General features: G+C 37.6%; 13 protein-coding genes and 2 tRNA genes. 8 read left to right on the forward strand and 7 right to left on the reverse strand.

Going from position 1 to position 16,134, the window contains the following annotated elements; translation table 11 throughout:
• Positions 1–70 precede the first annotated feature (70 nt).
• The 6 genes from purH to rodA all read left to right on the forward strand — a co-directional run bounded on the left by purH (position 71) and on the right by rodA (position 7,500).
• Complete coding sequence (purH, locus tag EO244_RS14770) at positions 71–1,603, forward strand: bifunctional phosphoribosylaminoimidazolecarboxamide formyltransferase/IMP cyclohydrolase (protein WP_206734577.1); 1,533 nt, start codon at positions 71–73, stop codon at positions 1,601–1,603.
• A gap of 128 nt (positions 1,604–1,731) precedes the next feature.
• Positions 1,732–2,754: a rod shape-determining protein gene (locus EO244_RS14775; RefSeq protein WP_129255464.1), complete on the forward strand. Its 1,023-nt coding sequence runs from the start codon at positions 1,732–1,734 to the stop codon at positions 2,752–2,754.
• Positions 2,755–2,864: 110 nt separating this feature from the next.
• Positions 2,865–3,692 (forward strand): rod shape-determining protein MreC, encoded by an 828-nt coding sequence (gene mreC, locus EO244_RS14780; protein WP_129255465.1) that lies wholly within the window; start codon positions 2,865–2,867, stop codon positions 3,690–3,692.
• On the forward strand, positions 3,689–4,192 hold the full coding sequence (gene mreD, locus EO244_RS14785) for a rod shape-determining protein MreD (RefSeq protein ID WP_129255466.1): 504 nt from the start codon (positions 3,689–3,691) through the stop codon (positions 4,190–4,192). Before mreC ends, mreD begins: the two co-directional genes overlap by 4 nt.
• 16 nt (positions 4,193–4,208) lie before the next feature.
• On the forward strand, positions 4,209–6,083 hold the full coding sequence (mrdA, locus tag EO244_RS14790; protein WP_129255467.1) for a penicillin-binding protein 2: 1,875 nt from the start codon (positions 4,209–4,211) through the stop codon (positions 6,081–6,083).
• Positions 6,076–7,500 (forward strand): rod shape-determining protein RodA, encoded by a 1,425-nt coding sequence (gene rodA, locus EO244_RS14795; RefSeq protein WP_129255468.1) that lies wholly within the window; start codon positions 6,076–6,078, stop codon positions 7,498–7,500. Before mrdA ends, rodA begins: the two co-directional genes overlap by 8 nt.
• Positions 7,501–7,903: 403 nt before the next feature.
• Here rodA and rpsT read toward each other — a convergent pair whose 3' ends face one another.
• From rpsT to EO244_RS14815, 4 genes are all read right to left on the reverse strand, one after another.
• Positions 7,904–8,155 carry a 30S ribosomal protein S20 gene (rpsT, locus tag EO244_RS14800; RefSeq protein ID WP_129255469.1) on the reverse strand — a complete coding sequence of 84 codons (252 nt, stop codon included), beginning with the start codon at positions 8,153–8,155 and terminating at the stop codon, positions 7,904–7,906.
• Positions 8,156–8,185: 30 nt separating this feature from the next.
• A tRNA-Glu gene (locus EO244_RS14805) sits at positions 8,186–8,257 on the reverse strand.
• A gap of 43 nt (positions 8,258–8,300) precedes the next feature.
• Positions 8,301–8,372 (reverse strand) — tRNA-Glu (locus EO244_RS14810).
• A gap of 220 nt (positions 8,373–8,592) precedes the next feature.
• Positions 8,593–9,534 (reverse strand): hydrogen peroxide-inducible genes activator, encoded by a 942-nt coding sequence (locus tag EO244_RS14815; RefSeq protein ID WP_129255470.1) that lies wholly within the window; start codon positions 9,532–9,534, stop codon positions 8,593–8,595.
• A gap of 495 nt (positions 9,535–10,029) precedes the next feature.
• On the opposite strand from EO244_RS14815, the gene EO244_RS14820 reads away from it, so the two are divergent.
• Entirely contained in the window at positions 10,030–11,346 is a 1,317-nt protein-coding gene (locus EO244_RS14820; protein ID WP_129255471.1) for an acetyl-CoA hydrolase/transferase family protein, read from the forward strand.
• A 79-nt stretch (positions 11,347–11,425) separates the two neighbouring features.
• Here the strand turns inward: EO244_RS14820 and EO244_RS14825 are convergent, their stop codons facing one another.
• Both EO244_RS14825 and EO244_RS14830 read right to left on the reverse strand, forming a co-directional pair.
• The gene (locus EO244_RS14825; RefSeq protein ID WP_129255472.1) at positions 11,426–12,223 is read right to left on the reverse strand and encodes a BtpA/SgcQ family protein; all 798 of its coding nucleotides are present in this window, start codon (positions 12,221–12,223) and stop codon (positions 11,426–11,428) included.
• A 15-nt stretch (positions 12,224–12,238) separates the two neighbouring features.
• Positions 12,239–13,246, reverse strand: coding sequence for an OmpA/MotB family protein (locus tag EO244_RS14830; RefSeq protein WP_129255473.1), 1,008 nt, complete (start codon positions 13,244–13,246; stop codon positions 12,239–12,241).
• A gap of 292 nt (positions 13,247–13,538) precedes the next feature.
• Here EO244_RS14830 and dxs point away from each other — a divergent pair, with 292 nt between their 5' ends.
• Positions 13,539–15,440 (forward strand): 1-deoxy-D-xylulose-5-phosphate synthase, encoded by a 1,902-nt coding sequence (dxs, locus tag EO244_RS14835; protein ID WP_129255474.1) that lies wholly within the window; start codon positions 13,539–13,541, stop codon positions 15,438–15,440.
• Positions 15,441–15,540: 100 nt separating this feature from the next.
• Here dxs and EO244_RS14840 read toward each other — a convergent pair whose 3' ends face one another.
• Entirely contained in the window at positions 15,541–16,008 is a 468-nt protein-coding gene (locus EO244_RS14840; RefSeq protein ID WP_129255475.1) for a Dps family protein, read from the reverse strand.
• Positions 16,009–16,134 lie beyond the last annotated feature (126 nt).

The following is a 16,134-nucleotide window of genomic DNA, read 5'->3' on the forward strand; positions in this document are numbered from 1 at the left end:
TCCTAGTATGAGAAATATTTTGCTGTAAAGTTAATTTTCTACACATATAAATTACCCCAAAAAACGAATCATGAAAAGAGCTCTAATCAGTGTTTTTGATAAGACAAACGTTGTTGAATTTGCAAGAGAACTCGACCAACTGGGATGGGAAATCATTTCAACTGGTGGAACTTCTGCTAAATTTAAGGCTGAAGGAATTCCTGTTATGGACATTTCAGATTTAACTCAATTCCCTGAGTGTTTTGATGGCCGAGTAAAAACGCTTCACCCAAATGTTGAAGGTGGAATTTTGGCTATTCGCGACAATGAAATGCACCAAAAACAAATGAAAGAATTAGGTATTGAAGCAATTGACATTGTTGTATGCAACCTATACCCTTTCAAACAAACGGTTCTAAATCCTGAAGCTGGTCACGAAGAAATTATCGAAAACATCGATATAGGTGGTCCAACTATGCTTAGAGCTGCTGCAAAAAACTACAAATTTGTTTCAGTCATTACTGATCCTAAGGATTACGATACTGTTATTGCAGAGCTTAAAGAAAATGGTTCAACAAGTTTCGAAACGAAAGAATATTTAGCAGCTAAAGTGTTTCAACACACGGCTCACTATGACGCTTTAATTTCAAACTATTTCAATACAAAACTGGATATCAAAACTCCGGATACAATTACTCTTACGTACGAGAAGAAACAAGATTTAAGATATGGTGAAAATCCACATCAGCAAGCAAGTTTCTATACTCAAATTAAAGAGACCGAAGGAACACTTACTGCAGCAAACAAAATTCACGGTAAGGAGCTTTCATACAATAACATTGGTGACACCGATGGAGCATTGGAAACTTTAAAAGAATACCAGGAACCAACAATTGTTGCTGCTAAGCATGCAAATCCTTGTGGAATTGGAAGTGCTGATACAATTGCTGAAGCCTTCAAAAAAGCTTACGAAGCTGATCCGGTTTCAATCTTTGGAGGTATTGTTGCTTCAAACCGCGAAATTGATGCTGCTACTGCTGAGATCATGAGCACTATCTTCCTTGAGGTTGTGGTTGCACCTTCCTACAGTTCAGAAGCGCTTGAAATTTTAACTAAGAAAAAGAATTTAAGATTATTGGAACTTCCTGAAATCTTAAAAACCGGATATTCAACCTTCAAAGCACGTACAGTTCTAGGAGGCTTGTTAATCCAGGAACAAGATCAGAAATTAATTAATGATGAGTTGAAAGTTGTTACAGAGCGTCAGCCATCAGAAAAAGAAATGGAAGATCTGCTATTTGCATGGAAAGCAGTGAAACACGCCAAATCGAATGGAATTGCCATTGCCAAAAACTTAACAACCTCAGGCGTTGGTCCTGGACAAGTGAGTCGTATTTGGGCACTGGAGAATGCCATCCGTCAAGGAGGCGAAAACATCAAAGGAAGTGTGATGGCATCGGATGCCTTTTTCCCTTTCGGCGATTGTGTTGAAGCTGCCAATGAGGCTGGAATCACTGCAATTATCCAACCTGGAGGCTCAATTCGTGACCAGGAATCTATCGATTTAGCTAACAAATATGGTATTGCAATGGTGTTTACAGGAATGCGTCACTTTAAACATTAAAATTATAATCAGATTCTTTGTTTCGAGCTAAGTGAAAATCTTAAGAAACTTACTACCTTAGGAAGCTTCTTAGCTCAGACGACAAAGTTCTGATAAAACACAGATAAAACCGAGATACACACGACTATATGGGATTTTTTTCATTCATGACACAGGAAATTGCCATCGACTTAGGTACGGCGAACACAATCATCATCTGCGATGATAAAATTGTGGTAGACGAGCCTTCGATTGTGGCACTTGACCGACGCACCGAAAAAATGGTGGCTATTGGCGAGAAGGCTCGCCAGATGCAAGGTAAAACTCACGACAACCTTCGTACAATCCGTCCGCTACGCGACGGTGTGATTGCAGACTTTAATGCTGCCGAACAGATGATACGTGGGATGATCAAAATGATCAATAAGAAACCTCGTTTATTTCCTCCTTCATTAAGAATGGTTATTTGTATCCCATCGGGTAGTACTGAGGTTGAAATGCGTGCTGTTCGTGACTCATCAGAACATGCCGGAGGTAGAGATGTTTATATGATTTATGAACCGATGGCTGCTGCAATTGGTATTGGAATCGACGTTGAAGCCCCTGAAGGCAACATGGTGGTAGACATAGGAGGTGGAACAACTGAAATTGCCGTTATCTCACTGGGAGGTATTGTTACCAACAAATCCATTCGAATTGCCGGTGATGATTTAACGGCAGATATTCAGGAATACATGCGTCATCAACACAATATCAAAATTGGTGAACGTACTGCTGAAGATATCAAGATTCATGTTGGATCGGCACTTTCTGAATTAGAAGAACCACCAACTGATTTCCGTGTTCAAGGACCGAATCAGATGACAGCTCTTCCGATTGAAATTCCGGTTTCATATCAGGAGATTGCACACTGTCTTGAAAAATCGATCTCAAAAATTGAGATTGCGATTTTAAGTGCATTGGAGCAAACACCTCCTGAATTGTATGCCGACATTGTGAACCGCGGAATTTATCTTGCCGGTGGTGGTGCGCTGCTTCGTGGCCTTGATAAACGTTTGATGAATAAACTGAATATTCCATTCCATATTGCAGAAGATCCATTGAGAGCCGTTGCAAGGGGAACAGGTGTTGCACTAAAAAATGTAAACAATTACTCATTCTTAATGAGATAAAGACACCGTAAATGATCTGGTATCATTTACAAAATATAGCTTGTTGATTAGTTGAACTTACAACTAGTCAACAAGCATTAAATTAAAACCGCTTACCCTTTTATCATTGAATGAAGAATCTACTCCAACTCATTGTCAGATTTCATTTCACAATTCTATTCTTAATAATAGAGTTGGTCTGTTTTTTACTCCTTGTAAACAACAATAACTATCACAAAACAATATTCTTAAACTCGAACAATGCCCTAAGCGGAGGCATTTACAATAAGGTTACTTCTTTCTCAGATTACATCCGACTAACGGAAATCAATGATCAACTGAACAAGGAAAACACACAGCTTCACAACTTACTTTCTGAGAATTACAAACTCACTGCCGATTCATTTTTCTTTTTCGAAGATTCACTATTCAAACAACAGTATGTGTATCGATCGGCAAAAGTGATCAACAACTCAATCAACAAACAACGAAATTACATCACCTTAAACAAAGGTCGGAAGCACGGAATTAAACCTGAAATGGGAGTGGTTGCAAACAATGGTGTAGTTGGTATTGTAAAATCTGTATCCGACAACTATTCCACTGTTTTATCGCTATTGAATAGCAGATTGAAAATTTCAGCAAAAATAAAAAAGAACAATCATCATGGCTCGCTATATTGGGACGGAAAGGATTACCGAAGGGCAAAACTAATTGAAATCCCATCCCATGTGAACATCAATGTAGGTGACACAATTACTACAAGTAGCTTTTCTTCAGTATTTCCTGAAGGGATATTAATTGGGACAGCTGATAAAATCCTCCCTTCAAGTGGAGGTAATTTCCGTGAAGTTATTGTCTTACTTAGTAACGATTTCAATCAACTATCATATGTTGATGTCATTGGCGATTTATTAAAGAATGAAAGATTAGAACTAGAGAAAGAGGTTGAACAATGAATTTTATAGTTAAAAATATTATCCGGTTTATAATATTAATCTTACTTCAGGTTACTATTTTTAATAACATACAACTTAGCGGTTTTATCAACCCTTACCTGTATGTTCTATTTATTTTACTCCTCCCTTTTGAAACGCCTCCATGGCTTTTATTAATCCTGTCTTTCTTTATGGGACTGAGTATCGATATTTTCTCAAACACAATTGGCATGCATGCTTCAGCTTGTGTTTTTATGGCATTTTTAAGACCCTATGTCTTGAATTATATTTCCGTTCGTGATAATTATGAGTCGAATATTGAACAAGGCCTTTATGTCTACGGATTTTCCTGGTTTTTTAAATATGCCCTTATTTTAATTCTTGCCCATCACAGTTTTCTTTTCATTGTTGAAGTTTTTTCCTTTAATAATTTCGGAGACACATTATTACGAATCATACTAAGCAGTATTTTCTCATTAATACTCGTAATTGCAAGTCAGTTTATCATCTCAAAAAAATAAAATTGTCTGAACCGATATGAATAACTATTCAAACCGAAAATTTATTGTTGGAGGCATCTTTGCCTTTGTTATTCTAATATTCATAATCAGGCTTTTCAACTTACAGATTATTGATGATCAGTACAAACTATCGGCGGAAAGTAACTCTCAACGTCGAGTTACTCAATATGCTGCAAGAGGTTTAATTTACGATCGAAATGGCGAGCTTTTGGTATACAACCAAGCTGCTTATGACTTAATGATCATCCCTCGTCAGGTTAAAACATTTGACACACTTGACTTTTGCTATCTACTTGGTATTGATAAAGAAGATCTGATTCATCGAATTCAAAAAGCAAAAAAACACTCCTGGTATCGGTCATCAATTTTCATAAAACAACTTTCATCTGAACGCTATGCAGTTCTGCAGGAAAAGCTTTATAAGTTTCCTGGTTTTTTTGTACAAACCCGTACACTTAGAAAATACCCACACCATAATGCAGCCCATACTTTAGGCTATTTGGGTGAGGTTAATGACAGAAATATCAAGAAAGATGATTACTACACACAGGGTGACTACATCGGTAAAAATGGAATAGAAAACACCTACGAAGAAATTCTACGAGGCGTAAAAGGTCTAAAAGTATATTGGGTCGATGTTTACAATCGCATCAAGGGATCGTTTCACGATGGTAAACTAGATAGAGATGCGATTGAAGGACAAGATATTAAAACAACATTGGATATTAATTTGCAGGAGTATGGTGAAAAACTCATGCAAAACAAAAAGGGAGGTATCGTAGCTATTGAACCAAAAACAGGAGAAATTTTGGTTAAACTCTCCAGTCCAGGGTACGATCCTGAAATGTTTGTTGGCCGTGCCATGTCAAAAAACTATCGTGAACTTGCAAATAACGACACATTAAAACCTTTATTTGACCGTTCGATGATGGCCACTTATCCTCCTGGCTCAATCTTCAAGCTTGTGAATGCACTTATTGCCCTGCAAGAAGGAATAATCACTCCATATACACGAATCAAATGCCAGAATGGTTATCATGCCGGGAGTTTTACAATGGGATGTCACCCTCACAAATCACCTGTCGACTTAAAAGAATCCGTTCAAATCTCTTGTAATGCATATTATGCCCAAACATTCCGCGACATTCTTGATGCACCCCGTTTTAATTCAATCAACGAAAGTTATACCAACTGGAGAAGACATGTGACCTCTTTCGGCTTTGGGGAGAAACTAGGAACCGATTTACCCAACGAGTTAACGGGATTTATTCCGACAGCAAACTATTACAACAAAGTAATAAGAACACGTAACTGGAAGTCTTTAAATGTGGTATCTCTCGCAATTGGCCAAGGAGAACTTTCCATTACACCGCTTCAAATGGCAAATATGGTTGCCTGCGTTGCCAACAGAGGTTATTATTACACACCTCATATCGTCAAATCAATAGGTTCTAATAACAGTATAGATCCAAAATTTCTGAAAAAAAATAAAACCACAATAGACCCAAGCTATTTTGAACCTGTAATTGAAGGTATGGACCTTGTTGTTCATGGTGGTGAAGGAAGTACCGGGCGATCATCCGCAATAAAAGACATCCGCGTATGCGGAAAAACGGGTACCGTACAAAATCCTCATGGCGATGACCATTCAGTTTACGTCGCCTTCGCTCCCAAGGATGATCCTAAAATTGCCATTGTGGTGTATGTTGAAAATGGCGTTTGGGGTGCCCGATATGCTGCACCTATATCAGGCCTAATGATAGAAAAATATCTCAAGGGTGAAATTTCTGAAAACAAGAAGTATCTCGAAAAGAAGATGCTTGAAGCAGATTTGATTAAGGAACAGGAAATAAAGAAAGTTCAATTGAAAAAGGAAAGCAGTCATGAATAGAAAAGTAAGCCTTATCAAAAACCTGGACTGGATGACGATTATGCTTTATGCCATACTCGTTTTTTTAGGGTGGATAAATATATATGCTGCTGTATATAACGAGGATCACCAAAGTATATTTGACGCAACTCAGCGTTACGGAAAACAATTAATGTGGATTGGTGCGGCCATTTTCATCGCCATTATCATACTTACCATCGAAAGTAAATTCTATTCAGCTTTTGCCTACCCCACACTAATTCTGATGATTTTACTCCTATTGGCCGTCCTTACCTTTGGTGTAAAAGTCAATGGTGCGCGTTCCTGGTTTGAGTTGGGGGCAATACGTTTCCAGCCTGCCGAGTTTGCAAAATTTGCAACCAACCTGGCAATTGCCAGATACTTAAGTCAACACAATTTCAAAATACACAGACTAAAATCACTGGCCGTTACGGGATTGATTCTCTTTACGCCTGCGGTATTAATTTTAATGCAAAATGACACCGGTTCTGCCTTAGTCTATTCGGTTTTCATATTAGTTCTGTACAGAGAAGGCTTATCTGGCTTCGTATTATTTCTAGCTTTATTGGCAGCTATTTTCTTTGTTTTCACACTTATCTACTCCAGTTTTACTGTTTCAATTCTTATCCTGATAATCGCAGCTATAAGTTTAAAAACGATCGGTATTCAGACAAAACAAATAGCAATTGCGACAGCTATGCTTGCCGGAAGTTTTGGAACTTTATGGCTAATTAATAAGGGAACAAATTTTCAACTTGGAAACTTCTCTTTGGTTGTTATTTCCATTTTGCTTAATACGATTCCCTTTTTGATATATACCTATCGACAGAAAATAAAGAAGGCTGCTCTTGTTCTTTTATTGGTAATTGGAAGTCTTTTTTACACGTTTTCGGTTAGTTATATTTTTGATACAGTTTTAGAGTCACATCAACAACAGCGAATCAACGAACTCTTGGGTATAAAATCCGACCCATATGGAACAGGGTATAATGTCAACCAATCAAAAATTGCCATCGGTTCCGGAGGCTTTAATGGAAAAGGCTTTCTTAATGGTACCCAAACCAAATTTAATTTTGTGCCTGAACAAAGTACCGACTTTATCTTCTGTACAGTTGGTGAAGAATGGGGATTTTTAGGTTCAGCTCTTGTCCTGCTTTTACATTTGAGCCTCATCCTGCGATTGATCTATTTGTCAGAAAGGCAACGCTCCAGTTTTAGTCGAATATATGGCTATGGCGTGGCCGCCATTCTGTTTTTTCACGTTGCAGTAAATGTAGGGATGACGATTGGTTTAGCACCCGTTATTGGAATTCCTCTGCCCTTTTTTAGCTACGGAGGCTCTTCTCTATGGTCATTTACCATTCTACTCTTTATCTTCTTAAGATTGGATGCAAACCGTCTGGAACTACTTAGATAAAAGCTAAGGCGAGCGCCATACTTGAAAAAACTGCAACGATCCGTTCAAGGCTATCAATTGTAATTATACTAACTCAAAAGTACATTGCACTCAAATACAAATATTGAGACGGGGCAATTTCAAAACTTACAGCTCTGCAACCTAAAACATGCAGAGCAGTAATTTGTTTCTGTCTAATCGCACAAGCAGATATCACGAAATCAAATCTCTTAAAGATCGTGCGCTATTATTTTTTCTTGTTCATACCTGCTAAAATATAAGCTCAAATAAAAGCAATCTACCTGAAATTTGGATTGATCCGAATTCAACTTGATCCATACCAAGCTCCAATCTTTAAAATAATAAAGCACACAAAAGCCTACTAAAAAAATTAGTAGGCTTTCACATAAGAGTTTATTGAGTCTTACAACGCGTTAACGTGTGAAGCTAATTTCGATTTCAAGTTAGCTGCTTTGTTCTTATGAATAACGTTGATTTTCGCCAACTTATCCAACATAGCTGTAACTTTAGGTAGCAACTCAGAAGCAGCTTCCTTATCAGTGGTCGCACGTAAATTTCTTACGGCATTTCTGGCAGTCTTAGCATAGTACTTGTTATGCACTCTTCTAGCCTCAGACTGACGAATTCTTTTAATTGCGGATTGATGATTTGCCATCTCTTTATTGTATCAAATTATTTAAAACTGTAGTCCGTACGGGAATCGAACCCGTGTTACCAGAATGAAAATCTGGCGTCCTAACCCCTAGACGAACGGACCAAAAAAAATCTCCAAAAAGCAATTAAAGAATTGCAAAACTATGTAGTCCGTACGGGAATCGAACCCGTGTTACCAGAATGAAAATCTGGCGTCCTAACCCCTAGACGAACGGACCAAACGAATTTGGAGCTGCAAAGATAATTGAAGTTTTTAATAAGACAAACTCTTTACAGTTTTTTTTTGCTTGAGAAAGAAGCTTAAACACAAGGCCTATTTCCTTTCTTTTGCGATGCAAAGTAAATTATAATTCTTCAATCCCACAAGTGCCAATTGCAAAAAAAATCAAGTTTTATGCAACAAAAAAGCTAACCCCTTATTCCTGAGGACAATTATTTTTAATTCCACTCAACAATTGTTCCTCTATTTTTATCCAAATAGGCTGTAGGTATTATTTTCTTTATATGTTCGCCTAATAAATTCAATAATTTATTCTTCGAATAATGTCGGGAATAAACTAAACTAACCTCTCGTAAAGGGTGCAAATTAGTAAAAGACTTCACTTGTTTCAACTTTTCAGCCGACATATACTGAGTTGCCAGTTCTGGAATTAATGTAAATCCACCTTCCCTGTCAATAATTTTCATAAGTGTCTCCAAAGAATTACTCTCAAATTCGAAAGGCAACTCCTGATGTTGCATACTATGCATATCACAAAGATTGATTACCTGGTTGCGGAAACAATGTCCATCTCCCAACATCCAAATTTCAGAAGTGGCAATATCCTTCACCTCAATAATCTCCTGCTTTAGTATTTCATGATCTTTATGGGCATAAATCATCATCTCTTCATAAAACAAGGGCACTTCTTTAATTTTATCATCCCGTAATGGAGTAACAAAAACGCCCACGTCCAATAAATCTTTTTTCAGTGCTGAAACAATATCATCAGAAACCATTTCTTCAACCTCGACTTTTACATCGGGGTAGTTTCTGATATAATCCCCAATAAACATTGGTAATAAGAAAGGAGCCAAAGTCGGGATAATTCCAATTTTCAGACTTCCCTCAACTGTATCTCTGTGGTTTTTGACAATCTCATCGATCTTTTTCGACTCTCCTAATATAATACGAGCCTGCTCTATTATCTGTATGCCTACATCAGTTGGAATAATGGGTTGCTTACTTCTATCGAAAATGGTGATATCTAAAAATTCCTCCAATTTCTTAATTTGCATACTCAAAGTTGGCTGTGTAATAAAACAGCTATCTGCAGCTGTAGCAAAATGCCGATGTGTATCAACTGCTACAATATATTCCAGTTGTGTTAATGTGACCATATGGGATTATTTTGTTTTATATTGATTTTAAACACAAATATAAAAATAATCTATTGCTTTATATACAATATTGATTTGATTGATGTTTAGAACTATTCTATATTTGTATAAACTATATAAGATAAACCTATGTATCAGATACACTCTGATATTAATTATTAGTCTATCAGCTCTGTAATAACTAAAATTTAGCATTAGTTATCATATTTAAAGAGCCGAAAAAAGTCTCAGATTACAGGTTTTACTTTTTTCAAGAACAATACGACTGTTTGATAGTTTTTTGTTATTTAAGTTTTATTAGATGTTTGGGTTAAACAGCCGGAAGGATATCCTTCCGGCTGTTTTTGTGTGCGGAAAAAAATAACTGAACTTTAATCAACACAGCACCAACATGTTGTTTAGCAACAATGCTAAACAGCAGATTTCAGGCTTAAAAAATATACTATTTTAGCGAACGATTTTGAAATTCATAAGCTCAATATAAACTGAATAACAATGCAACAAGGTATTAAAACAGTATCATTCGAAGAAGCTGCAAAGGTGATTAAATCAGGTGACAGAGTACACCTACACTCAGTTGCACTAGCGCCACACAAATTTATCAACGCAATGTGTGAGCGTGGCCGTAATGGTGAAATCTACGATGTAACCATTCAACATATCCACACCGAAGGTCCGGCTCCATATGCTGCGACTGAGTTCGAGGGTATTTTCAACCTTGAATCTTTATTCGTTGGATCAAATGTTCGTAAACAAACTCAAGCTGGATACGCAGATTATATCCCTGTTTTCTTAAGTGAAACTCAGCAATTAATCCGCGAGGGCTATTTAAATGTAAACGTAACTGTTGTTCAGGTTAGTCCTCCGGACAAGCATGGCTATGTATCATTAGGAACTTCTGTAGATTGTTCTCGTGCAGCTGTTGAAATGGCTGACACAGTTGTGGCAATTATCAATCCAAACGTACCTCGTGCTTTTGGTGATGCCATGATGCCATTAAACTCTTTCGATATCTTCTGTGAAGATGATTCTCCACTTATCGAGCATCACAATGCACCTCTTTCTGATATTGATATCGCTATTGGTAAAAATGTAGCAAACCTTATTCCTGACGGAGCATGTCTTCAGATGGGGATTGGTGGTATTCCGAATGCAGTATTAGCTCAGCTTGGTAACCACAAAAATCTTGGTGTTCACACTGAAATGTTTGCTGACGGCCTTCTTCCTTTGGTTGAAAGCGGTGTTGTAAACGGTATGAACAAAAAACTGGACAAGGGTAAGATTGTAGCAGGTTTCCTAATGGGAACAAAAGAGCTTTACGATTTCGTTGACGATAACCCAGGCGTATTGATGATGGATGTTGCTTACACCAATGGTGTTCACATTATCAAACAAAACCCTAAGGTTTGTGCAATCAACTCAGCTCTTTCTATCGACCTAACTGGTCAGGTTTGTGCTGACTCAATCGGAACAACTCACTACTCAGGTGTAGGTGGACAGATTGACTTTACTCGTGGAGCTGCTGCTTCAGAAGGTGGTGTACCAATCATCGCAATGCCTTCAGTAACAGGTAAAGGTGTTTCTAAAATTACACCAACTCTTTTACAAGGATCAGGTGTTGTAACAACACGTAACAACATGCGTTGGTTTGCTACTGAGCACGGTTGTGTTAACCTATTTGGTAAAACACTTCAGCAAAGAGCTAAAGCAATTATCTCGGTTGCTCACCCAGACTTTAGAGAAGAGTTAGATAGAGCTGCTTTCGAAAGATTCGGTTCTCACTACCATTTCGTAAATTCATTGGTGAAATAATTTTTTCACTGATTGCAAAATATAAAAGCTGCTCAAATCGAGCAGCTTTTTTTTTATCCATTTAATTTTAAGAAACCTACTAGCGGGATCTCAAAATTTCAACCCTATTCATAAATTCAGTCAAACGCTCATCCGAAATTGGATTCATCCAATAACCCTTTTCTTTAAAATGCGAACCAATGATAAAGGCATTGGCATAATGCCAATACTCAGCAATATTATCTGCGGTTATACCAGAGCCAACCAAAATCGGTTTATCAACTGTGTCTTTCAGTGCATCAAGCTCTCGAATATCAACAGCTTTTCCGGTTGACGACCCCGTTACAATTAAACCATCACTTAGGAAAAATTCAGCAGCATGAGCTGTTTCCACTATATCAACATCGGAGGTTATGGCATGAGAACTGTGTTTCTTTTTGATATCCGTAAATACGTTCACTTCATCTGCACCAATCATTTTTCGATAGCGCATCAATTCTCCGGCGCATGAATCTATATAGCCTTCATCAGCTACATGCCCAAAAACGAAACCTTCTGCTCGTATAAAATCCAAATTTGCAGCTTTAGCAACTGCCAGGGCCTCTTTATTGGCGCCAGCCAAAATCTGAATGCCCAAAGGCAAACTCACTGCATTTCGAATCGCTTGCGCAACAAAAGTCATCGCAGCTGTAATTTCCGAACCAACCTGACCTTTCAGATAAGGAACATCGTGCATGTTTTCAATCATGATTGCATCCAGCTTTGCTTTTTCGTATTGCTTAGCCTCATTAACTGCCACAGCAGAAATTTCTTCTACACTTAATTTATGATTGGGTGTACCAGGCAATGCCTGAACATGAATCATTCCTATTATCAACTTCTTATCCGAAAATTGCATTTCTCTATCTTTAATTTATGACTGACCCAATATCTTGAAAAGCTCATCAAGTTTAGGCGTTAAGATAATTTCAGTACGACGGTTTTTACTTCGACCTTCAGCCGTGGCATTGGTTCCTATTGGTAAATATTTACTACGACCTGCAACCGTCATTCTTTGAGGATCGATTCCCTTATTCAGGCTTAGAATTCGAACGATAGAGGTAGCTCGTTTCACACTCAAATCCCAATTATCCTTTAAAGCTCCACTCCCTTTATAAGGTACATTATCGGTATGGCCTTCGATCACAATATTGATATCCTTATTCTGAGACAGAACCTCAGCCAGTTGATTTAAAGCCTGAGCGCCACGCACATCTACTGTATAGCTTCCCGATTTAAAAAGAAGTTTTTCATCCATCGAAACGTAGACTTTCCCATTTCGATTCGAAATACTTAATCCCTTATTATCAAAACCCGTCAAAGCTTTCATGACTTTCGACTTAAGAGCCATTACGGCCTCATCCTTTCTGGACAGTGCCCTTTCTAATTCCCGCAAACGCTTATCGCGTTGACCTATTTCATCCTGCAAAGCTTCCAATTTCTTCATTCTGCGCTTCATATCCTGTTCCAAACGCACAAGCTCATCTTCACGAAGATTTAAATCATCCTGAGTTTTATGAATCTGATCCAATAAAGCTTTGGTCTCCCGAGCACTTCCTTTTTGTTGTTTTGCTAACTGACCGAGTAAATTTTCCTGATTCTCTTCACAACGCTTTAATTGTTCCTTGCTCTTAAGCAAACGTTCAGAACTTTCCTGATATTCTTCATCAGCTTGTTTGTATTTATCTTCTAAAACCTCAAGTCTCCCTTCTAATTCAGTATTGCTTTCTGTCAACAACCTGTTGGCATCCTTAAGCTTTTCATACTTTTCATGGTTCTCATTTGCACGCGCTTCTAAATTCTGATACTGACGTGCAGGTACACACGAAAGAAGTACACCACTTACTGCAATAACAATCAAAAACTGCCTATTTCTCTTCATCTCTTAATTATCAATTAATTACCCAACGATTTCTTTTAAGTCATACATGAGACAATCTCAAAAACAAATATAAAGAGTCTCAAATTAGCACACAATTAATATCCCTTATAAGAATTAATGACTCTATCCTGTAACAACACTAATGTATCAAACAATAATCCTTACAATTTATAAGGTATCCAGTAATGCCTTTTGCAGTCTGATTGCTCAATTTTTCCTATCTTCGTCCCCTAGACCATTTACTTAAATCTGAACAAAGATCTTACAGCAACTGACTAAAAATTGAGTAATAATGACAAAATCTGAAAAACCACTATTGGATCAAATCAACTTTCCGCCCGACCTGAAGAAGGTATCGGAAGATGATCTAATACAAGTTTGTGCAGAACTACGTCAGGAAATTATAGAACAAGTCTCCTGTAACCCAGGTCATTTTGGTGCCAGTCTGGGTGTTGTTGAATTAAGTGTGGCTTTGCATTACGTTTTAAATACACCATACGACAATCTAATTTGGGATGTAGGGCATCAAGCCTATGGTCATAAAATTTTAACTGGTCGTAAAGATCTTTTTCATACCAATAGAAAATACAAAGGCATCAGCGGCTTTCCCAATCGTGGTGAAAGTGAATACGATGCATTTACCGTTGGACATTCATCAACTTCAATTTCCGCAGCTCTCGGTATGGCAGTTGCTGCCCAGCTCAGCGATGATAAAGAACGAAAAACGGTCGCCGTCATTGGAGATGGTTCTATGACAGCAGGTTTGGCTTTTGAGGGCTTAAATAATGCTGCCACTAATAATGCCGATTTATTGGTGATTTTGAATGACAACAACATGGCAATCGACCCCAATGTGGGTGGTTTGAGCGAATATTTGTTGGATATTACAACATCACAAACCTATAATAAAGTAAAAAATGATGTTTGGCGATTTCTCGGAAAATTTAACCGGGTGAATCCCAACACACAAAAGCTGTTTCAAAAAGTAGAGCATGGTATTAAAACCATTCTTCTGAAACAAAGTAATTTATTTGAAGCTTTAAACTTCAGATATTTTGGCCCAGTTGATGGCCACAATGTAAATCATCTGGTTAAGGTATTGAGTGATCTTCAGAAAATCCCTGGTCCTAAGATTCTACATTGTATTACTAAAAAAGGGAAAGGATTCGAACCTGCTGAGAAAAATCAAACCTACTGGCATGCTCCGGCAAAGTTTGATGCTAACACAGGTGAAATTCTTCAAAAGAAATCCAATAATCCTCAAATTCCAAAATTTCAGGAAGTCTTTGGTCATACACTTGTAGAATTGGCTGAACAAAACGAGAAAATTGTCGGAATAACACCAGCTATGCCAACTGGTTCTTCATTAAATATCATGATGGAGAAAATGCCGGATCGAGCTTTTGATGTGGGAATTGCTGAGCAACATGCCGTTACATTTTCTGGTGGATTGGCAGCAAATGGAAAAATCCCTTTCTGCGCCATCTATTCGTCTTTTATGCAACGGGCCTACGATCAGGTTATACACGATGTTGCCTTACAAAATGTAGATGTCGTTTTCTGTCTGGATCGAGGAGGTTTGGTTGGTGCCGATGGGGCAACCCATCATGGTGTTTACGATCTTGCCTTTTTCCGATGCATACCAAATATGACAATTTCGTCACCTCTAAACGAAGAAGAGCTCCGAAATTTAATGTACACCGCTCAATTGGGAGGCAAAGGTGCCTTTTCAATTCGTTACCCTCGCGGAACCGGCCGTGAATTAAACTGGAGGAAACCTTTCAAGGAAATTGAAGTGGGTAAAGGACAAAAACTGAAAGATGGAAAAGATCTCGCTATCCTTTCTATCGGCCCAATTGGTATGCTAGCCAGTGATGCACTGGAAGAGTTAGAAAAAGAAGGACATTCTATTGCACATTACGATATGCGTTTTCTGAAGCCTATCGATGAAGAAATACTTCACGAAGTCTTTAAAAATCATCAAAATATTATCACTCTTGAAGATGCTTGTATTACCGGTGGGCTCGGTTCTGCCGTTTTGGAATTCATGAGCGATAATCAATATGCTGCACGAATTAAACGTCTGGGCGTACCAGACAGATGGGTCGAACATGGGACTCAGGAAGAACTCTATAAAGAATGTGGATTCGACAAGGAGGGTATCAAAAAAGCCTGTTTAAAATTCCTTGAATAAATCACAATTCATAATATTTAAAAGCACCGTACTTCATCCATAAAGTACAGTGCTTTTTTTGTATCACTTCAAACATTAATTAAAACTTCGATCTAACTGACTATCGAAGATAAGAGTTCAACATCCACAGGGTTTTCTCCGTTTCTGAGATATAGTCACTCATTAAGCTAACAGTTCCTTCATCTTCAGCATCACCTGCCAAACTTAAAATCTCTCTCTCTTTCAAAATTAAAACGGAGAAATTTTTAACGACAACTTCTATACCTTCAATTCCATTTGTAATGCCTTTGGCTTCTTTTAGCTCAGATACTTTCAAATAATCTGAAAAGGTATGCAAGGGTTCTGACTCAAGAGTTAAAATTCTTTCTGCAATTTCATCAACCTTAATAACAGCATCGTTGTATAATTCTTCAAATTTCAAGTGCAATTCAAAAAATTCCCGCCCTTTTATATTCCAGTGAAGTCCTCTTAAATTCTGATAAAACATCTGATAATTTGCCAATAAGTCGTTTAATTTTGCACTTAAGACTTTCGCTTTTTCCTGATCTATTCCGATTAAATTTTTCATCTTGATTTCTATTTTAATGATAGGCTATTGCCCGATTTAATTTCAACAATCGGGCTTAACTTGATTATTTCTAATTGCTTATATTAACATTACGAAGATACAAATAAATCACACATAGATCAAATT

Origin of the sequence: Ancylomarina salipaludis (assembly GCF_004122035.1) — a bacterium.
In the GTDB taxonomy this organism is placed as follows: domain Bacteria; phylum Bacteroidota; class Bacteroidia; order Bacteroidales; family Marinifilaceae; genus Ancylomarina; species Ancylomarina salipaludis.